This is a genomic window from Citrobacter sp. Cpo012 (assembly GCF_030333015.1).
Lineage (GTDB): Bacteria > Pseudomonadota > Gammaproteobacteria > Enterobacterales > Enterobacteriaceae > Citrobacter > Citrobacter portucalensis.
Window position 1 is genome coordinate 369,385 of sequence record NZ_JAOWGR010000040.1, and the last position, 17,178, is coordinate 386,562.

Consider the following 17,178-nt stretch of genomic DNA (forward strand, 5'->3'; position numbering starts at 1 on the left):
GATCTCCTACCGACCCACGGCCGTTTTGGTACTGCCACCATGCTGGGTAATGCGAGGACGGCACTTGATCTTCACAGCGCCCCGGGTGAATGAGTCGTCCGAGGCCTTGCTCGACCATACATAGGCTTCGCCGGTTCCAAGATGGCTCATCTTGTCGGAGGTCAGCTCACCAAGAGCGGCATTCGCCTTCTGGATGTGTTTCAACCATGCAGGTGAGTTGAATTTATGCATGATGATCTGTGAAGACAACTCGATCAGAGAGATCGGGACTGATGGAGGGTCCTGAGAGGCTACCATAATACTTGTTCCCTTGTGCCGCATCTCACGGACAACCTCGACAAGGCCAGAAACCAAGTCATCATTTTCGATATATTTGTGAGCTTCATCGAAAACCACCAGCTTATTGAAGGCGCTTCCTTGGTAGGTTGCTTCTGAGAAAACCTGTAGCATCACCACGAACAAACCGAGAGCTTCGTCCTTCTCGATGTATTCATCTCGCAGATCCACGATAATCAACCGGCCGGGGCGAATCAGATCCTGGAGACGCTGGTTATCATCGATATATTCGCTTGCAAACAGTAAGCGCGTCTGGGCCAGCTCCTTTAGATGATCGGACAAACCAGAGTTATCGATGCCTGCCCGCAGAGAATCCAAGGTCAGGTTATCCCGCAGTCCCCTCATGATGAGATTGATTTGGCGCATATACATGCTCTGGCTACCAATCGCCCCCATTAGGAATTTCCAGTGTGCTGCCTTGAGTTCAGCGGCAGAAAAAGCAATCGACTTAACCTCAATATCCGGGTACTCGGCCCTGCGATCATCTACCTTGTTGGCAGGGGTAAGAATCAAGACATCCTTCAATGCTTCCGGGTTGGCCTTGTAACGCTCACGAAGGATACAGATCTCATCCTCTACCGAGTTGGCATTAATCATCGAGGTAAACTCCGGCGCATAATCCTGCGTCGGGCTATAATGGAAAATGACTGTGGCGAGCGGGCTTGGCAGCACATTAATGTGTTGAATCGGCATTGAGGCCATCTCAATTGCTGTTCCAAGGGTGTAGCTCTTTCCACCGCCTTGAACCCCGAAGAGACTGATCGTGTGGGTATGATTGAGGTCCAGCGCGATTTTCCGTCCGGAAACCTCTCCGAGCAATCCGTACTGCGGTGAACAACCATTAACGCCCAGCATGATGTCGTAGCTGACTTCGGCTTGAGGCTCGGATGTCAGATGCTCCTGCACTTCAATCTCGGGTTGAACAGCTTCTTCCGGTTCCACATCAACGGTGGCGGGTTGTTCGTCATCTTTTTCTTGTTTGGGCACAATGGTGGTAGGTTCAGGTGCTTGCTCGACGGGTTTCGCCTGTGCTTCCTTTTGAACAGGTGCGATGGTTTCCTCTGAGACAGAAGGTGTTGGCAGTGTGACTGGTGTCTCCAGCTCATCGTCCCAAAGCTCGTCCACCGTCCAGGATGTCGAGCGGGCCCTATTAGGGGCGATGAAAGCGGCAGTCTCGAGCTTCGGTACGTTCGAAATGAACTGTTCGCTCAGAGTAGGAGCTGTCGGTACTTCCTCACTCTCGACAGACACAGGCTTGCGGCAGTTCTCCAGCAAGGCATGAATGAGATCCTTGCCGATACGATGAAATTCGATGCCAACCTCGTTGTCAGGAGATTCTGTTCCAGACTTGTCAAAGTCGAAAATCAAAGCGCACCGCCTGAATTGAAGCGAGTAGCCCTGCTCAATGGATTCAAGTAGTCCTCTCGCTTCGTGCGCGGCAGTCTCTTCAAAGATCCCATAACGCAGTGAGCGTTCCAGATAGAACCTAAGAATCTGAGCCAACTCCCGGCTCTTGAGCAACCTATCCGGCCGATCCGGTTTTTTCAGGGCCGGGTCAAAGTGACGCTGGAGGATGCGCTCACTCTGATTTATCTGGGCGGAGATCCGTTCCTTCAGTTGGTTGAAAGCCGCAAAGGCACCAACCTGCGAATAACACTTCACCTCAACCAGATTACAGGTGATCGTCCTGGTGTTTAAATCTAAATCAAACAAGCCCAAGTCGGTACGTTGTAGGCTGATAGCATCGTTAACATCGTATGACTCACCGCTTGAGCGGTAGAGGTCCGTGTGTGCGTCTAATGGCACAATGATCTGATTGCTTAACGCGCCTTGATATTCGAGATAGAGCCTCGCCAGAGCCAGGCCAAGAGCCTCCGCCTGTTGCGTACGTGCGGAAATCAGTTTCAGGGCAAGCTGACCAGAAAGCGAGCGTAGGTTCGCAAGTATCTGAACCGACTGCTCGCCGTCGGCGGACAAACCGTGCTCAAGCAGCACCGGCTTCAGCATGGCCTCCAATTCATCGTTCGAGCGCGAGGAGATTATCAGATTATGTGTCGCCTGGGAGCTGGCTCCTGGCACATAGTCAATCAGATAATCCGGTCTGTTCTTCCGACCGCCATGGTCGAAAAACTCAATCCCCATATTTCGGTCGATAGTGAACACCCAATCGCTGATCTGGTGAACCTCGTAAATCAGTTCTCGTTGGGCCACATCGAGGCCAAGGGTTACAACGGGTACGGCCTTGAAACTAGCACCAGAAGCAGCAACCGCTGAGGTTGCAAAACAGAGGTGACGGCTCAGCGACGACAGCAAATCGAAACACGCAGCGTGGTTACTCGCACCGAAGGAGCGCCCAATAATAGGCTGCTTATTCCAGAAGGTACCCGAATCGTCGTCAACGAATTCGGTGTCAAAACCCTGTATCAACCCATACAACGGAGTCACCCCCATCGGCCTCTCGGAAATGGAAAGCTCCTCGGCGGGGAACACATCCAAAAGAACGCTGATGTGCGCTGGAAAATCCTTGGGATTTGCATGGAATTCATTCAACGCGTGCTTAGCCAAGTTCAGCTTGGAAAACAGATGACTGCCAGTTGATGCAGCAAACGCGTCTGCAGCCTCATTCACCGTCGCTCCGGGACGAACTATGGATTCAAGCGCCTCACCCAAAACTGGCGAGTCAGGCTCGGAGGTAAAGAGCCGTATATCATAGCGTAAATTGGCATACTCACCTTTCTGCTGAAGCGCTATCAAAGCCTCTGCTATTAACGAACCAGCTCCGGGGTTAAAGATATTCAGCGATAGCTCTCTCACATAAGGATGCTGGGAGAGATAGCGCTCAATCTTATCCGCAATGACCTTTCCGGAAATATCAGTTCCCGCCGCAGAGGGCTCGGCCAAGCCAAGTGCCGAACAGATCTCCGCCATCAGACCACGAGAATTATCCTCGGTTGTTGGAGCGTATAGAGCCCAAAACGTATTTAGATTGTCCACCGGCGTGAAGATACGACCATCCTCTACGGGAATGCCAACAGGATAGGCTGAGGGCACAAGGCTATCCAATAGGGCGGAACGGACGTGAGGAATGTATTCTTTCCCACCTGACTTGATCTTCCCGATCCAATCCTTGCCCAGAGTAACCCAACTGTTCAGCCACAAGGCTCGGAGCGGATGGGTTGGGGAGACCAAAACAGCCTCGCGATGCCTTCCACGGAAGTCGGTCAGGATGACATGGATTGAATCAACGGCCAGTATGTTTCTTAGCGATTGCAGGTGTTGCTGGCGCTCGACACCAGAAGTCATCTCGGCCTGGCGGATGAGATTCCTGACCAAGTCAAGATAGCTTTCAGCATACGCGAGGCATTCCTTTTCAGAGTCCTGGAACAACAGCCCCTGCATGATCAGTTCGGCAGTGTCTTTGCGCACCGCTGCAAAAAACTCTTCACGGGCAGCCAGGAAAGATGCCATCGCAGCAGAAGAGGGCAGCATGAGCCCGACCTCGGAGGGCGGCTCAGCGGTATCCAGGTTGATCTGCATTCGCCAGCCTGACGGGTGTTTAGGCTTTGCTAAGATGCGTTGCTCGATAATTTTGAGCGTACGTGATAGCGGAATCTGAACAGCCCCCTCACGACCGAATTTTGCGTGCAAGGTTTCAAGGCGGGAGGACTTTTTGGTACGACCGCCCTCGGACCAGGCGACACCACTGATGGCGATATCATCGGGATCACGTTCATCACCCAAGGCTGTCAATTGCAGTCGGAAACGTGCATGCTCCAGGCTCTGCTCAATAGGAACGGCACGTTGAGGGGGCTCTTCTTCAATGTTGCCACCGGGCAAGACGTAGAAAGGCTCGCTCTCGTAAGAGCGCTTAGCGCCCTCGGAGGTGGAATCCGCTTCCAGCGGAATCGGGTCGCCATCGGCAGTCCAGGGCATTACACGGATGAAATGCCATCCTTCATCGAATTCGATTTTATTGAGTTTAGCAAGGCTTGTAGTACATTGCAGGCGGTTCGGGGTCCAGGCCTTTACCTTTTTAGATTTCCCTACCGGGCCGTCATTCTGCGAAATGATTTGCACCATAAAATGGTCAAGCCCACTGACCTTGCCGGGGTGAGGATTAACCTCAAACACCACGTTCATTTTACGACGATCGTTCGGTACCAGAACCTGTTGCCCGATGAGGCCAGTGAGTTGCTCGTCGGTTTCATCGTCCGCAACGACCGGCAAGTCGGTTTCCAACACAGTCAGAAGAACCTTGTCCAGTGATAGCTCTTCTTTGAACGTCCATTTATCGAAAGAAATGCTCCACCAACTCTTGTCTGTCGCAATGGGTGGCGTCCAGAATTCTGACTCATGGATATCGTGTTTTTCAAAATAGGTGAATAGACGCGACTCCAATGCCTTATCACTGAGCCCAAGATCAGCAATACGACCACGAACCGACTTGTGCGAGGTTATCAAACTGCGGACGCTGACAAGATTACGGCGAATTTTTCCAATGACTATGCCCGGATCGGCAAAGAGCTTGAAGTCCGGAATCAACGCCAATTCATACAGACTGGCCCCAAGCGTTTCGCCATCAATCCCGTTTTCGAGCGCGGTAAGTAGATACCGCACGCGAGAAACATCGTCGGCAAATAGCCATTCCTCCTCGGTGAGAATACCCAAAAGATCGCGAACATAGCTAGCCAGCGTTGCCGGGAGCCGGTCAAACAGCGATTCGATCAGATCCTCGTAGATATCGGTGAAGGTAAGTTCCTCGAAGGTCGCCACGCCAAAAGAATCCTCGGCACTAGTACGGAGCGAGGTCGGTATGAACACTAGCAAAGGCTGGCGCAGCTCGCCGTTCGCGTCAGGATTACGCAGTTCCACCAACTTGGTGGAAGTTACTCGGAAAGGCATGCCTTCTTGGTCATGACTGCCGAGTATAAATATGTTCCCGTCAGGCCAGATTCGCCTAAGTTCCCAGCATACTGACTCCATAACTTCGTCATCAAGGTCAGTGACTCGCACACAGTGGCCTGGGCCACGATCACTCAGGATCGCTTCGATACGAGGACACAGCACTCCAGCCAACGCCGCATTCAATTTATCCTGTGGAAGCTTTATGAACGCGCTACTCATGTGTGTCTCCCATTCTTATCAGTTCTATCAAATCTTTCAATTGCATATCGGGGCGATACTTTTTGGGTTACATAAGCATCCGACAAATCCTGGTAGAACCCAATTTCACGAAGGCGGCGCTTGAAGGCTTCGAGATTAAGACGCAGGGCACGTTTGTCTAGTATGCTGCTGTTAGCTATGGTTCCTTCTGGTAACTGGTCGATGTAAAGACCGTAGCGGTTCCTTAAAAAGGCTAACAATTCTTCGATGCGAACCTCGTGGGTCACAAAACGCCCGCCGTCTTGGGTGAGTACAGCTACCTGGAGGAGCACTTCGAGCAGCTTGCTTCCTAACACAAATCTACGTGGGCTTCCCTTAGTCCGGGCCTGAGCCAAAAGCCCACTTTCTTTATTCTTCAGCAGAAGAGAATCCAAGCACTCAGTGATGTATTGGCGGTGATATTTACCTCGATAGGCCATCAGTATTTCAATGAAGGAATCGAATTCACCCAAGCCCATGGCGGTGACGTCCCGGATCTCTGGGTCTAAATCCTCATTCCTGGAGGCCGATTCTTCAATTAGGCTCGCCAAGCGGAATTTGAAGTAGGCTTGACGCTCGGTGTCGTGTTCGGGCTTCAGCAGGGATATCAGATCACTAACAGTGAACACACCGCCTCCTGGAGGAGCCAATTTACCAGTTTTTTTGCTCAGGTATTCCGCCATTTCATCGAGTTTCTTGACGACAAAATTGGCCTGCACAAAAGCAGGTATCTGACGATAGAGCCGGTCAGTGGATTTTCGAGCTAACTCAACCATGTGCGGATTGTTGACGTCCCCCATATCTACTATCAACGCCAAGCGGTAAGGGCAACCTTCCAGAGCATTGTCGAGACCCGGGTTGATCGGACATTCCCTGGCGGTGCAGAGATCGTTACCAGAGCGCTGTTTCACCAGCTTGGGCAGCATTTGCAGTAGTTTGAGGTGATAAAGTGCCAGATGGAAGGCCATCAGAGTTTTGAGATAGTCAACCAACACCGAGCGCGGGATATAAGGCTCATAGGCGAGTAAACGCAGAATATCGTCTGCCAAAATATCGGCCTGCCCTATACACAGAGGTTGGAAACGTGCGGGCTCCTTGGAATCCTTCATATCCTGCGTAACCTGTTGGTCTAATCGCAAGATGGCCTGCGTTTCCACATCCACGGAAGCGTTGGGATCGTAACGGTCCGTCACCAAGTCGACCCCTGGGAAGAAGAAACGCTTCAAGGCATCTCGCGCCGCTTGGCCCTTACCTTTGCGGGCATAGAAAAGCATCCAGTAGATTTGCTCTGCAGCGCCGTAATCTCGGGTGTGCTTCGCGTTACGAAACTTATAGGTATTACCATGCAAAGGACGTGGTGCAGCTAGAGCTTGGTTGCTTTTACCTCTATTCACTAGATCCATAAGATCTGTTTCAATCCAAGCTCGAACAATTTCAGGGTTTTGATCGAAACCAGCAAACCACTCGGGATGTTCAAGGAAATCTTCGAGAAACTCCTCAACTGAAAGATCACCACCGCGAGGAGGTCTGCGACTACCATAGCCATCGTATTTCAATCGTGGAAACAACATGGTGAGTACGCGATCCATCTCAATATGTTTAAAATCGAGATAAGAAACTTTCGGGATTCGAAACTCTTTGTCACGGCCTTTAATTGACATTGTATTCGGCCCCCTTTTCAGACGCTTCCATTACTAGCCGTCCATCTTGTTCTCGACGGATTTCGTAAAATTTGTGGCCAGCCTTGGTTAACAATACTTCGTTGTAAGGTACAGAGGCCAACAAGTTCTTAAAGACGGACAAGCTCAACAAAAAGCCTTCTTGCTCTTCTACGCTTGGTCGGTAGCCGTCGTTAAGGCGCATCAGCATTTCATATATATCGAGATTGATTCGTAGGCTGGCCTTGTGCCCTTCGCCGGAGTCATAAAGCAGGACCAACGCCTGAGACAGGCACTCGAGGAAAGGATGAGACGCGGTCTCCTGTTCGGTACGAAGCGAAAAATAGTTACCGTCGAAAAGCCGGTAACTGCGAATAGTACCTTTATCCACTTGGCGAACACGCAGTGCCAACTGGTTACCTAGCCTCGCAGGGTCGCTTAAACCTTCGCCTCGGTTGATGGCGCGGAGAATTGCAGTCACCTCATCGTTGCTTTTTGTACCTGTCCGCTGCGTGGAGACCAAGAAGGGATCGATGCTTTCATATGGCAGCATCTCCTTCCACCCTATGTCCCTTCGTTCGAAGAAATGGCGACGTCGCATATGTGAAATGTAATTCCGATGTCTGGAAATCAATCGGGCACGATTTTTCGATGAGTAATCGCGAGGCAGGCTGTCAAACAACGCTTCAACCAATTCATTGTCATATCCGGCTCGTTCTGCAAACGAGAAACGACTCATAGCCTTAGCCCTGGGATGGAGAAAGCCTAACTCGCGGTCCAGATCAGGGTTGCTGACTTCAGCAATGTCGATCTCGCGCAGCAGAGCAATAAGTCGGTCATTGGAGCCTTTTTCCCCACCAAGCCACGAGTTGAAATAGAATCCGTCCAAGATGCGGTTTTGGACCTCTTCACCACCGGTCTGATAAAGCTGGTGAATACCGTCACAATCTTGGGTGCCCACTAACATGAAAGCCAACGCCGACCGTAGGTCGCGCATAGTGATATGCAATCTCCCGCGAAGGTGGGTAATGGTGTAGAGCATCTTCAGACGCTCGATCACCTTGGGGCCGGCAACCGGATCCTGGAAAGTCCGGGCATTATGGTAGGCAAAACACTTGCCCTTGATGCCACACTTCTCGCAGGCTTGCCAGTATTCCTGGTGTGTCATGCGGGCAATCAGCCTCTCAAAAATCGAAGGCTGACTTTCTTCGGGGTCAGCAACTACCGAGCGCAAATTGAGGTTGATGATCGCTATGCCGCCTTCCGGAACGGCCCCGGCCAAACCCTGTTGGATCTGCCTGGCGAGCAGCGGGTACTCCTCTTCATGCTCTAGGAAAAAATCGACTAGCCGTCCCTCGTTAATGGCTATTAGGCGAGTCTGATTTTCGGGCCAGCTAGAGGCATCCTTACCCGCGAAAGGAGCAAAGAATTTCCGCAACACCGCATCGTTTCGCTCATCGCCTTCATCCTGGCTGCCGTCATAGTTACTCAGGTAGGTATGCCCCTTGATCTGGAACACTGCTCCATTCGCGCCTCGTTGCATCTGCGCGCCCCTGCTCTCGGCAAAGGACTCAACCTGCTGAATAAAGGCGGTCTTGCCATCACCTGCGTTACCGCTAATGATCACGAGCTTAAACTCGCCTTTGAGCAAGGCGGGCTTAAGCTTTTCGTCCAGATATGTCGGCACATATGTGGCCTTACCAACTTCGTCGAGGCCACGGGTTCCCGCGTTGGATACCTGGCTCTGGCTGTAGAGGGTCAGCAGATGGGTGACAAAGGGGTTGCTATTGGGCTTGGTCGGCTCGAAGCCCAGCCTGGATACCACCTTGGGGCCGGCTCCAATCTCGCCGGTGGTCAGCACCGAGCGCAGACGCTTGACCTCAGCCATGGCAGTCAAGAACTCATCGACTGACGTGAAGCGCTCCTTACGCTCCGGCGCGATCATCTTCACCAGAATGTTGACCAGTGACGAGCTGAGGTCGGCACATCCTTTGAACTGCTTGGGGTCCTTGGGTTGAGTCTTGATCGGCGGCGTGGGATCGTCGAACGGATACTTGCTGGTCAGACACTCGTAGAAGGTGATACCCAAAGCATAGATGTCGCGGTCTACCCGGTCAGAAGCATCCGGCTCGGAATTGTAATCGTAATCCGGCGGCAGGTAGCGACGAGTGCCACCACCTCCCTGAACCTCGTCACTTTCGGATACCGCGACATTAAAATCAATGATACGAACACCTTTATCAGTCCATAGCAAATTAGAGGGTTTAACGTCCTGATGATAAATACCATGTTTATGGAGATGCGCTAAGCCCTCGGCTGCTTCGCGAACAATGCGAACAGCATCATCCACCGCCAAGGCTTCAGTATCGATCAGATCGGACACGTCCAAGCCTTCCACATACTCAAAGACGATATAAGGAGTTTGATTTGCATCAGCCATTCGATCGGCCCAGATAACCTTAACGACATGTGGATGATCTGGCAGGCTGGTGAGTGTCTTATATTCGCGGCGCAGGCGCTCATAAACGCTACGCCGGTCTTTGGTCACAAGTTTGATAACGCGAACTACATCGCCTAAAGCATCAAATACTTTATAGACCACCCCAAAGCCACCGCTGCCGAGTTTCTTTTGCACACTGAAACGCTCAGCTAATACAAAATCGGCAGGCAGGTTGGTTAGGTCATCAGGAATGTTAAAAGCTGGTGCAGAAGGTTTTTTTTCACTTTTGCCTTCGGGTAATATCAGATCTTCAAATTGCTTTTTAGCTATAGCAGCGCTGGCAAAACGATCTTCAGGATCGAACTCACAAAAGGTTTGCAACCACTCATCAATGCCTTTGGGGAAATCAGGTTTGTGCTCCGAGGGTTTGATAGGGAATTTACCATCGGCTTCGATCATTTGATCAATATTTTCGTAGGGCAACTCACCAGTTAGCAACTCGTAAAATACTAAGCCTGCAGAGAATAAATCAGAAGCAATGGAGGCCTCTTTCGGCTCAGACTTTTGCTCGGATATCACTAATTCGGGAGCGCGATAAGCCGAATCGAGATCTTCGGTAATTTGATTAGCAATAGTTTCTGAAATCGATCGGTTTTTACCTACTCGAGCAAAGTCGAAATCGGTGATGCGAGCTATACCCCCTTTAGTGATGAGAATCGCATCTGGTGTGAGGTTTCGATGAATGACCTGATGTTGATGTGCGTGATCCAATGCAGAAAGTACACCTTTGATCACCTGGTATTTTTGATCTGTTGTGAGCGCAAAAGTAGGCTTTTTTAAATGCTGACGCAGCGCTTGACCTGAAATATCATCGGCCACCAAAGTAATTTCATTACCATCGTCAGATTGAATCAGGTCACGCACAGCCAATACATTCGAATGAGCACTCATGTGCTGAACAGCCACAAAAGCATTACTGATTTTTTTCAGTTCGTCTTTGCGGGCGGCTTCCTCTAGATAGGGGTCTGCGCGATAAACTCTTAGGCGAACCTGACCCGCCTTCGCCCCCAATAAATTGTGCTTTGCGCGGTACTCGGTGTAACGGTCTGTGCCACCAAGTTTTTCTATAACCTGCCAACTTCCAAACACAGGGGGAGCTGATTTTGGCTTGGCTCTACCTTGAATGGCTTTGTCAATATGTGAGTGATAAGAACGAATATCAGAAAGACGGTGGCTTGGGATTTTCCCCTTATCAGTAAAGAGTTTTAAGCAGCGCTTGTAGTCAGTCACATCCGGGCTATCGATGCCAGCAGGATCATATAGCTGGGCATCATCTGCTGTAAGCAATACAACCGCATGTACATGCACTTTACGTAACTCGATTATTCCTTTATTGCTGTCAGCCAATAAGGTGCTCATCACCTTGGCGTGGTTGCGCAGCTTTGCCAGAGGGGAGTGAAATTTTTGCCTCCCCTCGGGATACCACTTTGAGCCATACACATCGATGTTGCCACGCGTTCCTTTGACATCCACCAAATAAATCGCATGAGGCGCGAGGATTGCGATATCGATTTCGAACACCTCCTCCCCTTGACGCATCTCGAAGTTGTGGAAGATCAACCAGCCATCGGGAAGATGATCCCGAAGGAAACCGATGGCCTGGCGTTCAGATTCGTTTGCAGGTTGCCCGATGGGTATGACCTTCGCCATTAGCGACCGCCCTCCTCAATTGTGCGCTCGACCAGGGCGCGGGCTTGGTCTTCGAGCTCGATAGCCTTTTCCCTTGCCTCATATGCTGCAATAACAAGGTCATTACAGCGCGTCCTGATGTCACTTGACGGATAAGGGATGGGAAGCGAGGGGAGCATCGCGTAATGGTGGTCTTGAAGCTTACTGCCCACCGAAATGGAACGAAGCATTCTGAAAGCAGACTCGGAACGCATGAAAGCAAAGAGGGCACCACGTTCAATCAAACTCTGATCCGCCAATACACGGAGAATATGTTCTGAATATGCGTTCTCCAAAGCCTTACCGGTTGCAAATTCCGCACGACAATAAAGTTCTGATTCACCGAGTGTGCCCTGAGCAGCCACAAGTACACAGCCATCTTCAACGAGTACGCCGCCCGGGACAAAATTTTTCCCAATCCACCGCCCTTGTGGACGTAACCAGAAAAGTTCCTTTTGTCCGATCAGTCGATATGCATATTCAGGATCAGCATCCACACGACTGAAACGAACTCCGCGTTTAAGCGTACCGGAAACGCATAGCTCACCCAAGGGTTTCCAAGGACCTTGCTTAATACGGTCACAAAGTTGGTTAAAACGTGGGTTAAAATTTAACGCCCGTAGAGATTTGACTCCGGCTTTAGCTGTGAAGCCAAGATCTGCCCCCCAAGAATGCCACTCGCTTGCAGTGAGGTCCTTCAGACCAACAGAATCGAAGTAGAGCTCCGTTGCCTCAGTTAAATTGGCTTGGAATTGGGTGAGTAGTGCCGCAGACTGTTCAACAAGATCATGAGCCTTCTGTTCGATAGTTTTTCCGAGACGGGGAACCAAGAGATCAGCAAAATGCTTTGGCTCAAGATGAGTGATTACCGAACCGTATTTCCCAGAAACAACAAAGGGCACTCCGAATCTCGTGCAAAGATATGCATTCAGGTACCCCGAAAGTATTCGATTCGGGTCAGCAACAATCTTCAGAATGTCTTGGTTGGACCAAACATTATTCATGTCTGAGCGTGCATAAATGGTCCTTCCCACCGTTCCGGAACACGTAATTAACGTCATCCCTTCATGAACCCGCAAGTAGCTGAGTTTCCTAGAGTGCGCATCCTTCTTGCTCAGAAGAGGTAACCGGCTCAAATCAGCCTGCATCATGAAAGTGGTTGTTAAAAACGGAACACCGTATTGCGCATCATCAACATAATTCCTTTCGAACTGAGGGCCGTTGTAAATCCCACCATCGTGACCTGCTGTCAAAACGGGAAGTACATCAGTTTTGTGTTTCTTTAGGAGTTCGCGAATCTCTGCCGCACCAGACATATAAGGACCACAGTCTAACCGCCGTCCATTACTTTCCAGCCAAGTGCTTGGAACCGCTTTCACTTGGAACTTTCTGCTCATAACGTCACCTCACCAGTCGCACGGAATTCCTTGTATTTCTCTGCCACCAAAGGCAGTTCGTCATGAATACACAGCTCCAGCGTCAGCTCCCAGCCATGAGTTAGCAGGTTTGGTTGCCAAGCTTTGGCGACGGCAATGGGTTCATTGATGCGCAGGACAATAGACTGTTGACCCACCTCGGTGAAAGGCTCGTCGCCCCTGATCCAGAATTTGCGGCCGCCAGTGAGCTGGGTCTCATCAAAGATCTTATCCAGACCGCTCTCTTCGGTAGTATCCTGCGAGGCTTCAATGATGTCGTCTTGATCGTTCATTAGTCCTGCTCCTTGAGAAATTCGCGGTACTTCTCAGCAATGACCGGCAGATCGTTGTCCTCGATCTTTTCATTACGAGTCAGGGTCCGTTCCACGAAACGTCCGCCGATTCGGATGCGTTCGATATGCTGCTTGGGCTCAAGGATCTCTTCTCCGTCTGGGGTGCGTTTGTATAGATTGTTGCCACGGCGGTCAAAACCAACCTTGTCAGCCACAGCCATGAACACAGGATACTCATCGATACCGCCCAAGGCTTCAGCTCGCTTTTCTTCTTCACTCTTGCGACGCAGGAATAGCAGGCTGGTGAGTATGTTAACATTGGCCTCGGCAATGAAAGCTTCCACAGGCAGATCCACGGAGGCAAGCACCTGGGTTTCGCGCATGATCCACCAGCGAATGTATTCAGCTGCTGGGTTACCGAGAACACCGTCGGGCAGCACGATACCCATGCGACCTGTGCCTGGTTTGAGCCATTTGATGCATCGCTCAATAAAGAGAATCTCCGGGGCCACACTGCCTTTCAATGACCCTGTATTGCGGAAACCACCTTCGCCATCTGATTCCCAGTTATGTGCTAACTCGTATTGTTCCAGAATATGCTTGTCGGTGATCGGGATGTCGGAGCCGAATGGAGGATTGGTGGCGATGATATCCACTGACCCCAATGGAATCTCCCTTTTAGCGGAGGGCAGATCGGTCAAATGTCCCAGCGGGAACTCCAGAGAGTTGATGTTGTAAATGTGACCCCGACCGTCACCCGCCAGCACCATGTTCATCTGAGCAGCGCGAATCAGGAACGGGTCAAAGTCGGCTCCGAACACATTGGCTGCAGCATACTCTTTCAGCCGATCGTGGACGTTCAGAAACTCGCTGGTGTCCTCATTTTCGCTCTGGGTGTTCTGCTCCTCACGGAATTTCTTCAGCATGTGTCCCAAAGTGGCGACCAAGAAGCCGCCAGTCCCGCAAGCAGGGTCTAGCACCATCTCACTTTCCTTGGGATCGAGCATTTCCACGACTAGCTTGACTACGCCCCGGGGAGTGAAATACTGACCACGGTCGCCGCGCAGATTGACGCCCACTAACTCTTGGTAGGCCACGCCCTTGGCATCAACGTCCGTGCGGGTAAAATCGTATTTGGCTAACTCAGAAACAATAAAGGCTAACGCCCGGTTGGAGAGGGTGATTTCCTCATTGCCCCGGAAGATGTTCTTATACTGCTTTTTAACCTCGGTAAAGAGCGTCTCAATACGAGCACGAATGGCCTTTCGGCCCTCAACTTCAAACTGCTCTTTAGGGCCAGCCCAGAACTGCCGCTTCCATGACTGACGTTGGATTCCCCGAAGGTTTTCGTCATGCATTTTGCAAAAAATCAGATAGAGGAACTGCCAGAAGGCGGCGTCCTTTGGCATGCCTTCGTTGCCATGGATGAAGTTATGGCAACGACGGAATGTGATTTTAAGCATCTCATTGTCAGCGACGCGCGTGTGAGCATCAGAGATAATATCTTTGGTGCCAACAGACTCTTCCGCCATAGGCCAGTCGCCGATTGGGTTGCACTTTGTTTCGAATCGCTGTTGCTCTTTTTCAACAAAGAAGAACTCCAAGCCATTAGTCCACAAACCATACTTAACGGCTTCAACTTCGCGCATAATAGCTTCAATTTCATCAAGATCTTGAGCGGCCTGTTCAAAATCGCGGATGCGTACGGCATTTTTGCCGACGTTAGGTTCCTGACGGCAGAGCACAGCGCGCCCCAGATTCTCGATGATGTGTTCCTTGCCATGGTGGAAGATGGCTACGTCCACCTTCTTGCGGCCGCCAATGGAAAAATCTAGCTCCATATCTTCCGGCGAGAATCCGTATTCGTGGATTAGGGCGCGAACGATCCGCTGCCGTACTAGCTCTTTCTTCGTTTCCTTGATCTGTTTGCCGGAAACGTAGTCGAGCGTATACCCAGCCGGTATCGTGTTTTCGGTTTGTGTGCTGTTCTTTTTGCTCATTTCAAAACTCCGCGCTCCGAGGTCAGGGGCATTTTGTATTACCCTCACCGAAATCTTTTGTTGTATGTTTCTGTTGTTCTATCCATGCGTCGATATCCTTTCGGGAAAATCGCCACTGGCCTCGGACCTTAAAAGCAGGTAGTTCCCCGGTCTGGGCCATGGAATAGACTGTCTTCTCACCGACCTTAAGTAGGGTGGCAACATCCTTTAGTTTCAGAACCTCGTCATTGCTCATGCCGCCTCTCCTGAAGGGCTTGTTGGCCGTCAAAGCACAGTACCAGAACAGAGGTGGCTTTCCTGCCTCTGAGTGAAAATAAACCAAAATATACCGAATTATGCCAAAGATTACCAGAGAGGTTTCGTGTTGCAAAACACTAAACACTGAAGTATATTAAACGCTATGAAAAACTTTGGTGAAACCATCCGCGACCTTCGAGTCGCCCAAGATCTTGGGTTGCGCGAAACTGCGCTCAAGGTAGGCATTTCCCCCGCCTATCTAAGCCGCATCGAGCGTGGCAAGGAGCGTCCGCCAAGAGCAGAGGTAATTAAGGAGCTGGCCAAGATACTAGCGGCCGACCCTGACGTGCTGTTTCGCTTGTCTTCCTCCACAGACCCGGAAGTTGTCGACTACCTTCATGACCAACCCGAGGTCATGACTTTGCTCCGTTATGTCAAGGAGGCCTGCTTTACCGAGGATGAGCTCAAGAGCCTCGTTCAAGCAGCCGAAAGTATCAAGGCCAACTCTCATTAGCCCTACTACTCCCGGTTGATCCCGATTCAAAATCTGCTTAGGCGCCAACACTAAAACACGATCATTGTGTAATTGGTGATATTTAATATAAACGTCCTGATGTGCTTCGTAGATACTATCGATTGGATTGTCCAATTCATTCCCCCCAATATAGGATAAATTTCATTTACTCCTTACCTTGATAATTGAATCGCCACGGATAATCTAGACACTTCCGAGCCGTTGATAATACTGGTTTTCATATTCTGTCGGTGACATCTGATTGCTCGAACCATGCCGACGCTTACTGTTATAAAACATTTCGATGTAATCAAAAATATCGCTGCGGGCTTCTTCCCGCGTTCCGTAGATCTTTTTCTTTATCCGTTCGCGTTTCAGCAACTGGAAAAAGCTTTCTGCAACCGCATTATCGTGACAGTTACCGCGACGGCTCATGCTCCCCTCCAGGCCGTGTGATTTCAGGAACGACTGCCACTCATGGCTTGTGTACTGACTGCCCTGGTCCGAATGAACCAGCACCTGTTTTTGGGGATTACGCCGCCATACAGCCATCAGCAGTGCGTTCAGGACAATGTCCTTTGTCATCCGGGATTGCATTGACCAGCCGATAATTTTGCGTGAGAACAGATCAACAACCACAGCAAGATACAGCCAGCCTTCGTGGGTCCTGATGTAGGTTATGTCCGTTACCCAACGCTTATCCGGAGCATCCGGATTGAACTGTCGCTGGAGCCTGTTGGGCGATACGATACTGGCCTCGCCTTTGCGTGCCCGCGGGCTCCGGTACCCGACCTGAGCCTTTATCCCGGCACGATTCATCAGTCGCCAGACTCTGTTCACTCCGCACTGTTGACCGCTATCCCGCAAGTCCAGATGGATCTTGCGATAACCATAAACGCAACCGGACTCCAGCCAGAACTGTTTGATCTGTCCCGTCAGTCTTAGATCTACCTGGTGGCGCTGAGAATACGGTTGCTTAAACCAGGCGTAAAAGCCACTGGGATGAACATCCAGCACCCTGCAGAGCAGACGAACAGGCCAGCAACGGGAGTTGTCACGAATAAAGGCGTACCTCAGTCGGACAGCTTTGCGAAGTACGCCGCGGCTTTTTTTAATATGTCTCGTTCGTCAGTAACCCGCTTCAACTCCTTCTGGAGTCGGCGGATCTCGGCCTGAGCATCTGACTGTTCTTTATTAGTGGATGAGTCCGGACCGTACTTCTTTATCCAGGCGTAAAGGCTGTGGGTGGTGATATCGAGACGTGTTGCAACGCTGGAAACAGAATGACCGCGATCAATAACCTGTTTGACTGCTTCAATTTTAAACTCTTCGGGATAACGTTTACCGCTCATGGGCACCTCTCTTTAAGTCATCTTAAATGACTCCGAGGTGTCTGTTAAACCCGTGGCGATTCA

General features: G+C 50.7%; 9 protein-coding genes. 1 reads left to right on the forward strand and 8 read right to left on the reverse strand.

All coding sequences use genetic code 11. The features are described from left to right. Window positions 1-6: 6 nt before the first annotated feature. Genes mads8 through mads1 form a run of 7 tightly spaced genes read right to left on the reverse strand, consistent with a single transcriptional unit; the run spans window position 7 to window position 15,247 of the window. Complete coding sequence (gene mads8, locus OGX90_RS16195; RefSeq protein ID WP_286624271.1) at window positions 7-5,460, reverse strand: methylation-associated defense system ATP-binding protein MAD8; 5,454 nt, start codon at window positions 5,458-5,460, stop codon at window positions 7-9. After that, window positions 5,457-7,139: a methylation-associated defense system protein MAD7 gene (gene mads7, locus OGX90_RS16200; RefSeq protein ID WP_265815199.1), complete on the reverse strand. Its 1,683-nt coding sequence runs from the start codon at window positions 7,137-7,139 to the stop codon at window positions 5,457-5,459. The genes mads8 and mads7 overlap by 4 nt, the downstream gene beginning before the upstream one ends. Continuing rightward, window positions 7,129-11,286, reverse strand: a complete 4,158-nt coding sequence (gene mads6 / locus OGX90_RS16205) for a methylation-associated defense system protein kinase MAD6 (RefSeq protein WP_286624276.1) — start codon at window positions 11,284-11,286, stop codon at window positions 7,129-7,131. The genes mads7 and mads6 overlap by 11 nt, the downstream gene beginning before the upstream one ends. After that, the gene (mads5, locus tag OGX90_RS16210; RefSeq protein WP_219808544.1) at window positions 11,286-12,701 is read right to left on the reverse strand and encodes a methylation-associated defense system restriction endonuclease subunit S MAD5; all 1,416 of its coding nucleotides are present in this window, start codon (window positions 12,699-12,701) and stop codon (window positions 11,286-11,288) included. The genes mads6 and mads5 overlap by 1 nt, the downstream gene beginning before the upstream one ends. Then, a complete protein-coding gene (locus OGX90_RS16215) occupies window positions 12,698-13,012 on the reverse strand; it encodes a hypothetical protein (RefSeq protein WP_257438243.1) in 315 nt (104 codons plus the stop codon). Before OGX90_RS16215 ends, mads5 begins: the two co-directional genes overlap by 4 nt. Then, window positions 13,012-15,012 (reverse strand): methylation-associated defense system DNA methyltransferase MAD2, encoded by a 2,001-nt coding sequence (gene mads2, locus OGX90_RS16220; protein ID WP_286624286.1) that lies wholly within the window; start codon window positions 15,010-15,012, stop codon window positions 13,012-13,014. Before mads2 ends, OGX90_RS16215 begins: the two co-directional genes overlap by 1 nt. A 22-nt stretch (window positions 15,013-15,034) precedes the next feature. Next, complete coding sequence (mads1, locus tag OGX90_RS16225; RefSeq protein WP_000063804.1) at window positions 15,035-15,247, reverse strand: methylation-associated defense system helix-turn-helix domain-containing protein MAD1; 213 nt, start codon at window positions 15,245-15,247, stop codon at window positions 15,035-15,037. Window positions 15,248-15,412: 165 nt separating this feature from the next. On the opposite strand from mads1, the gene OGX90_RS16230 reads away from it, so the two are divergent. Next, window positions 15,413-15,763, forward strand: a complete 351-nt coding sequence (locus OGX90_RS16230) for a helix-turn-helix domain-containing protein (protein ID WP_219808548.1) — start codon at window positions 15,413-15,415, stop codon at window positions 15,761-15,763. Between the two features lie 204 nt (window positions 15,764-15,967). Here OGX90_RS16230 and OGX90_RS16235 read toward each other — a convergent pair. Continuing rightward, a protein-coding gene (locus OGX90_RS16235) for an IS3 family transposase (RefSeq protein WP_155959297.1) occupies window positions 15,968-17,115 on the reverse strand; the annotation gives its coding sequence in 2 pieces (ribosomal slippage) (window positions 15,968-16,878 and window positions 16,878-17,115; 1,149 coding nt in all). Window positions 17,116-17,178 lie beyond the last annotated feature (63 nt).

Bases quoted from the DNA above. Each gene is read 5' to 3' on its own strand.
- mads6 (WP_286624276.1), bottom strand. From the start codon at position 11,286: ATGGCGAAGGTCATACCCATCGGGCAACCTGCAAACGAATCTGAACGC.
- mads8 (WP_286624271.1), bottom strand. From the start codon at position 5,460: ATGAGTAGCGCGTTCATAAAGCTTCCACAGGATAAATTGAATGCGGCG.
- mads2 (WP_286624286.1), bottom strand. From the start codon at position 15,012: ATGAGCAAAAAGAACAGCACACAAACCGAAAACACGATACCGGCTGGG.
- OGX90_RS16230 (WP_219808548.1), top strand. From the start codon at position 15,413: ATGAAAAACTTTGGTGAAACCATCCGCGACCTTCGAGTCGCCCAAGAT.
- mads1 (WP_000063804.1), bottom strand. From the start codon at position 15,247: ATGAGCAATGACGAGGTTCTGAAACTAAAGGATGTTGCCACCCTACTT.
- mads7 (WP_265815199.1), bottom strand. From the start codon at position 7,139: ATGTCAATTAAAGGCCGTGACAAAGAGTTTCGAATCCCGAAAGTTTCT.
- OGX90_RS16215 (WP_257438243.1), bottom strand. From the start codon at position 13,012: ATGAACGATCAAGACGACATCATTGAAGCCTCGCAGGATACTACCGAA.
- mads5 (WP_219808544.1), bottom strand. From the start codon at position 12,701: ATGAGCAGAAAGTTCCAAGTGAAAGCGGTTCCAAGCACTTGGCTGGAA.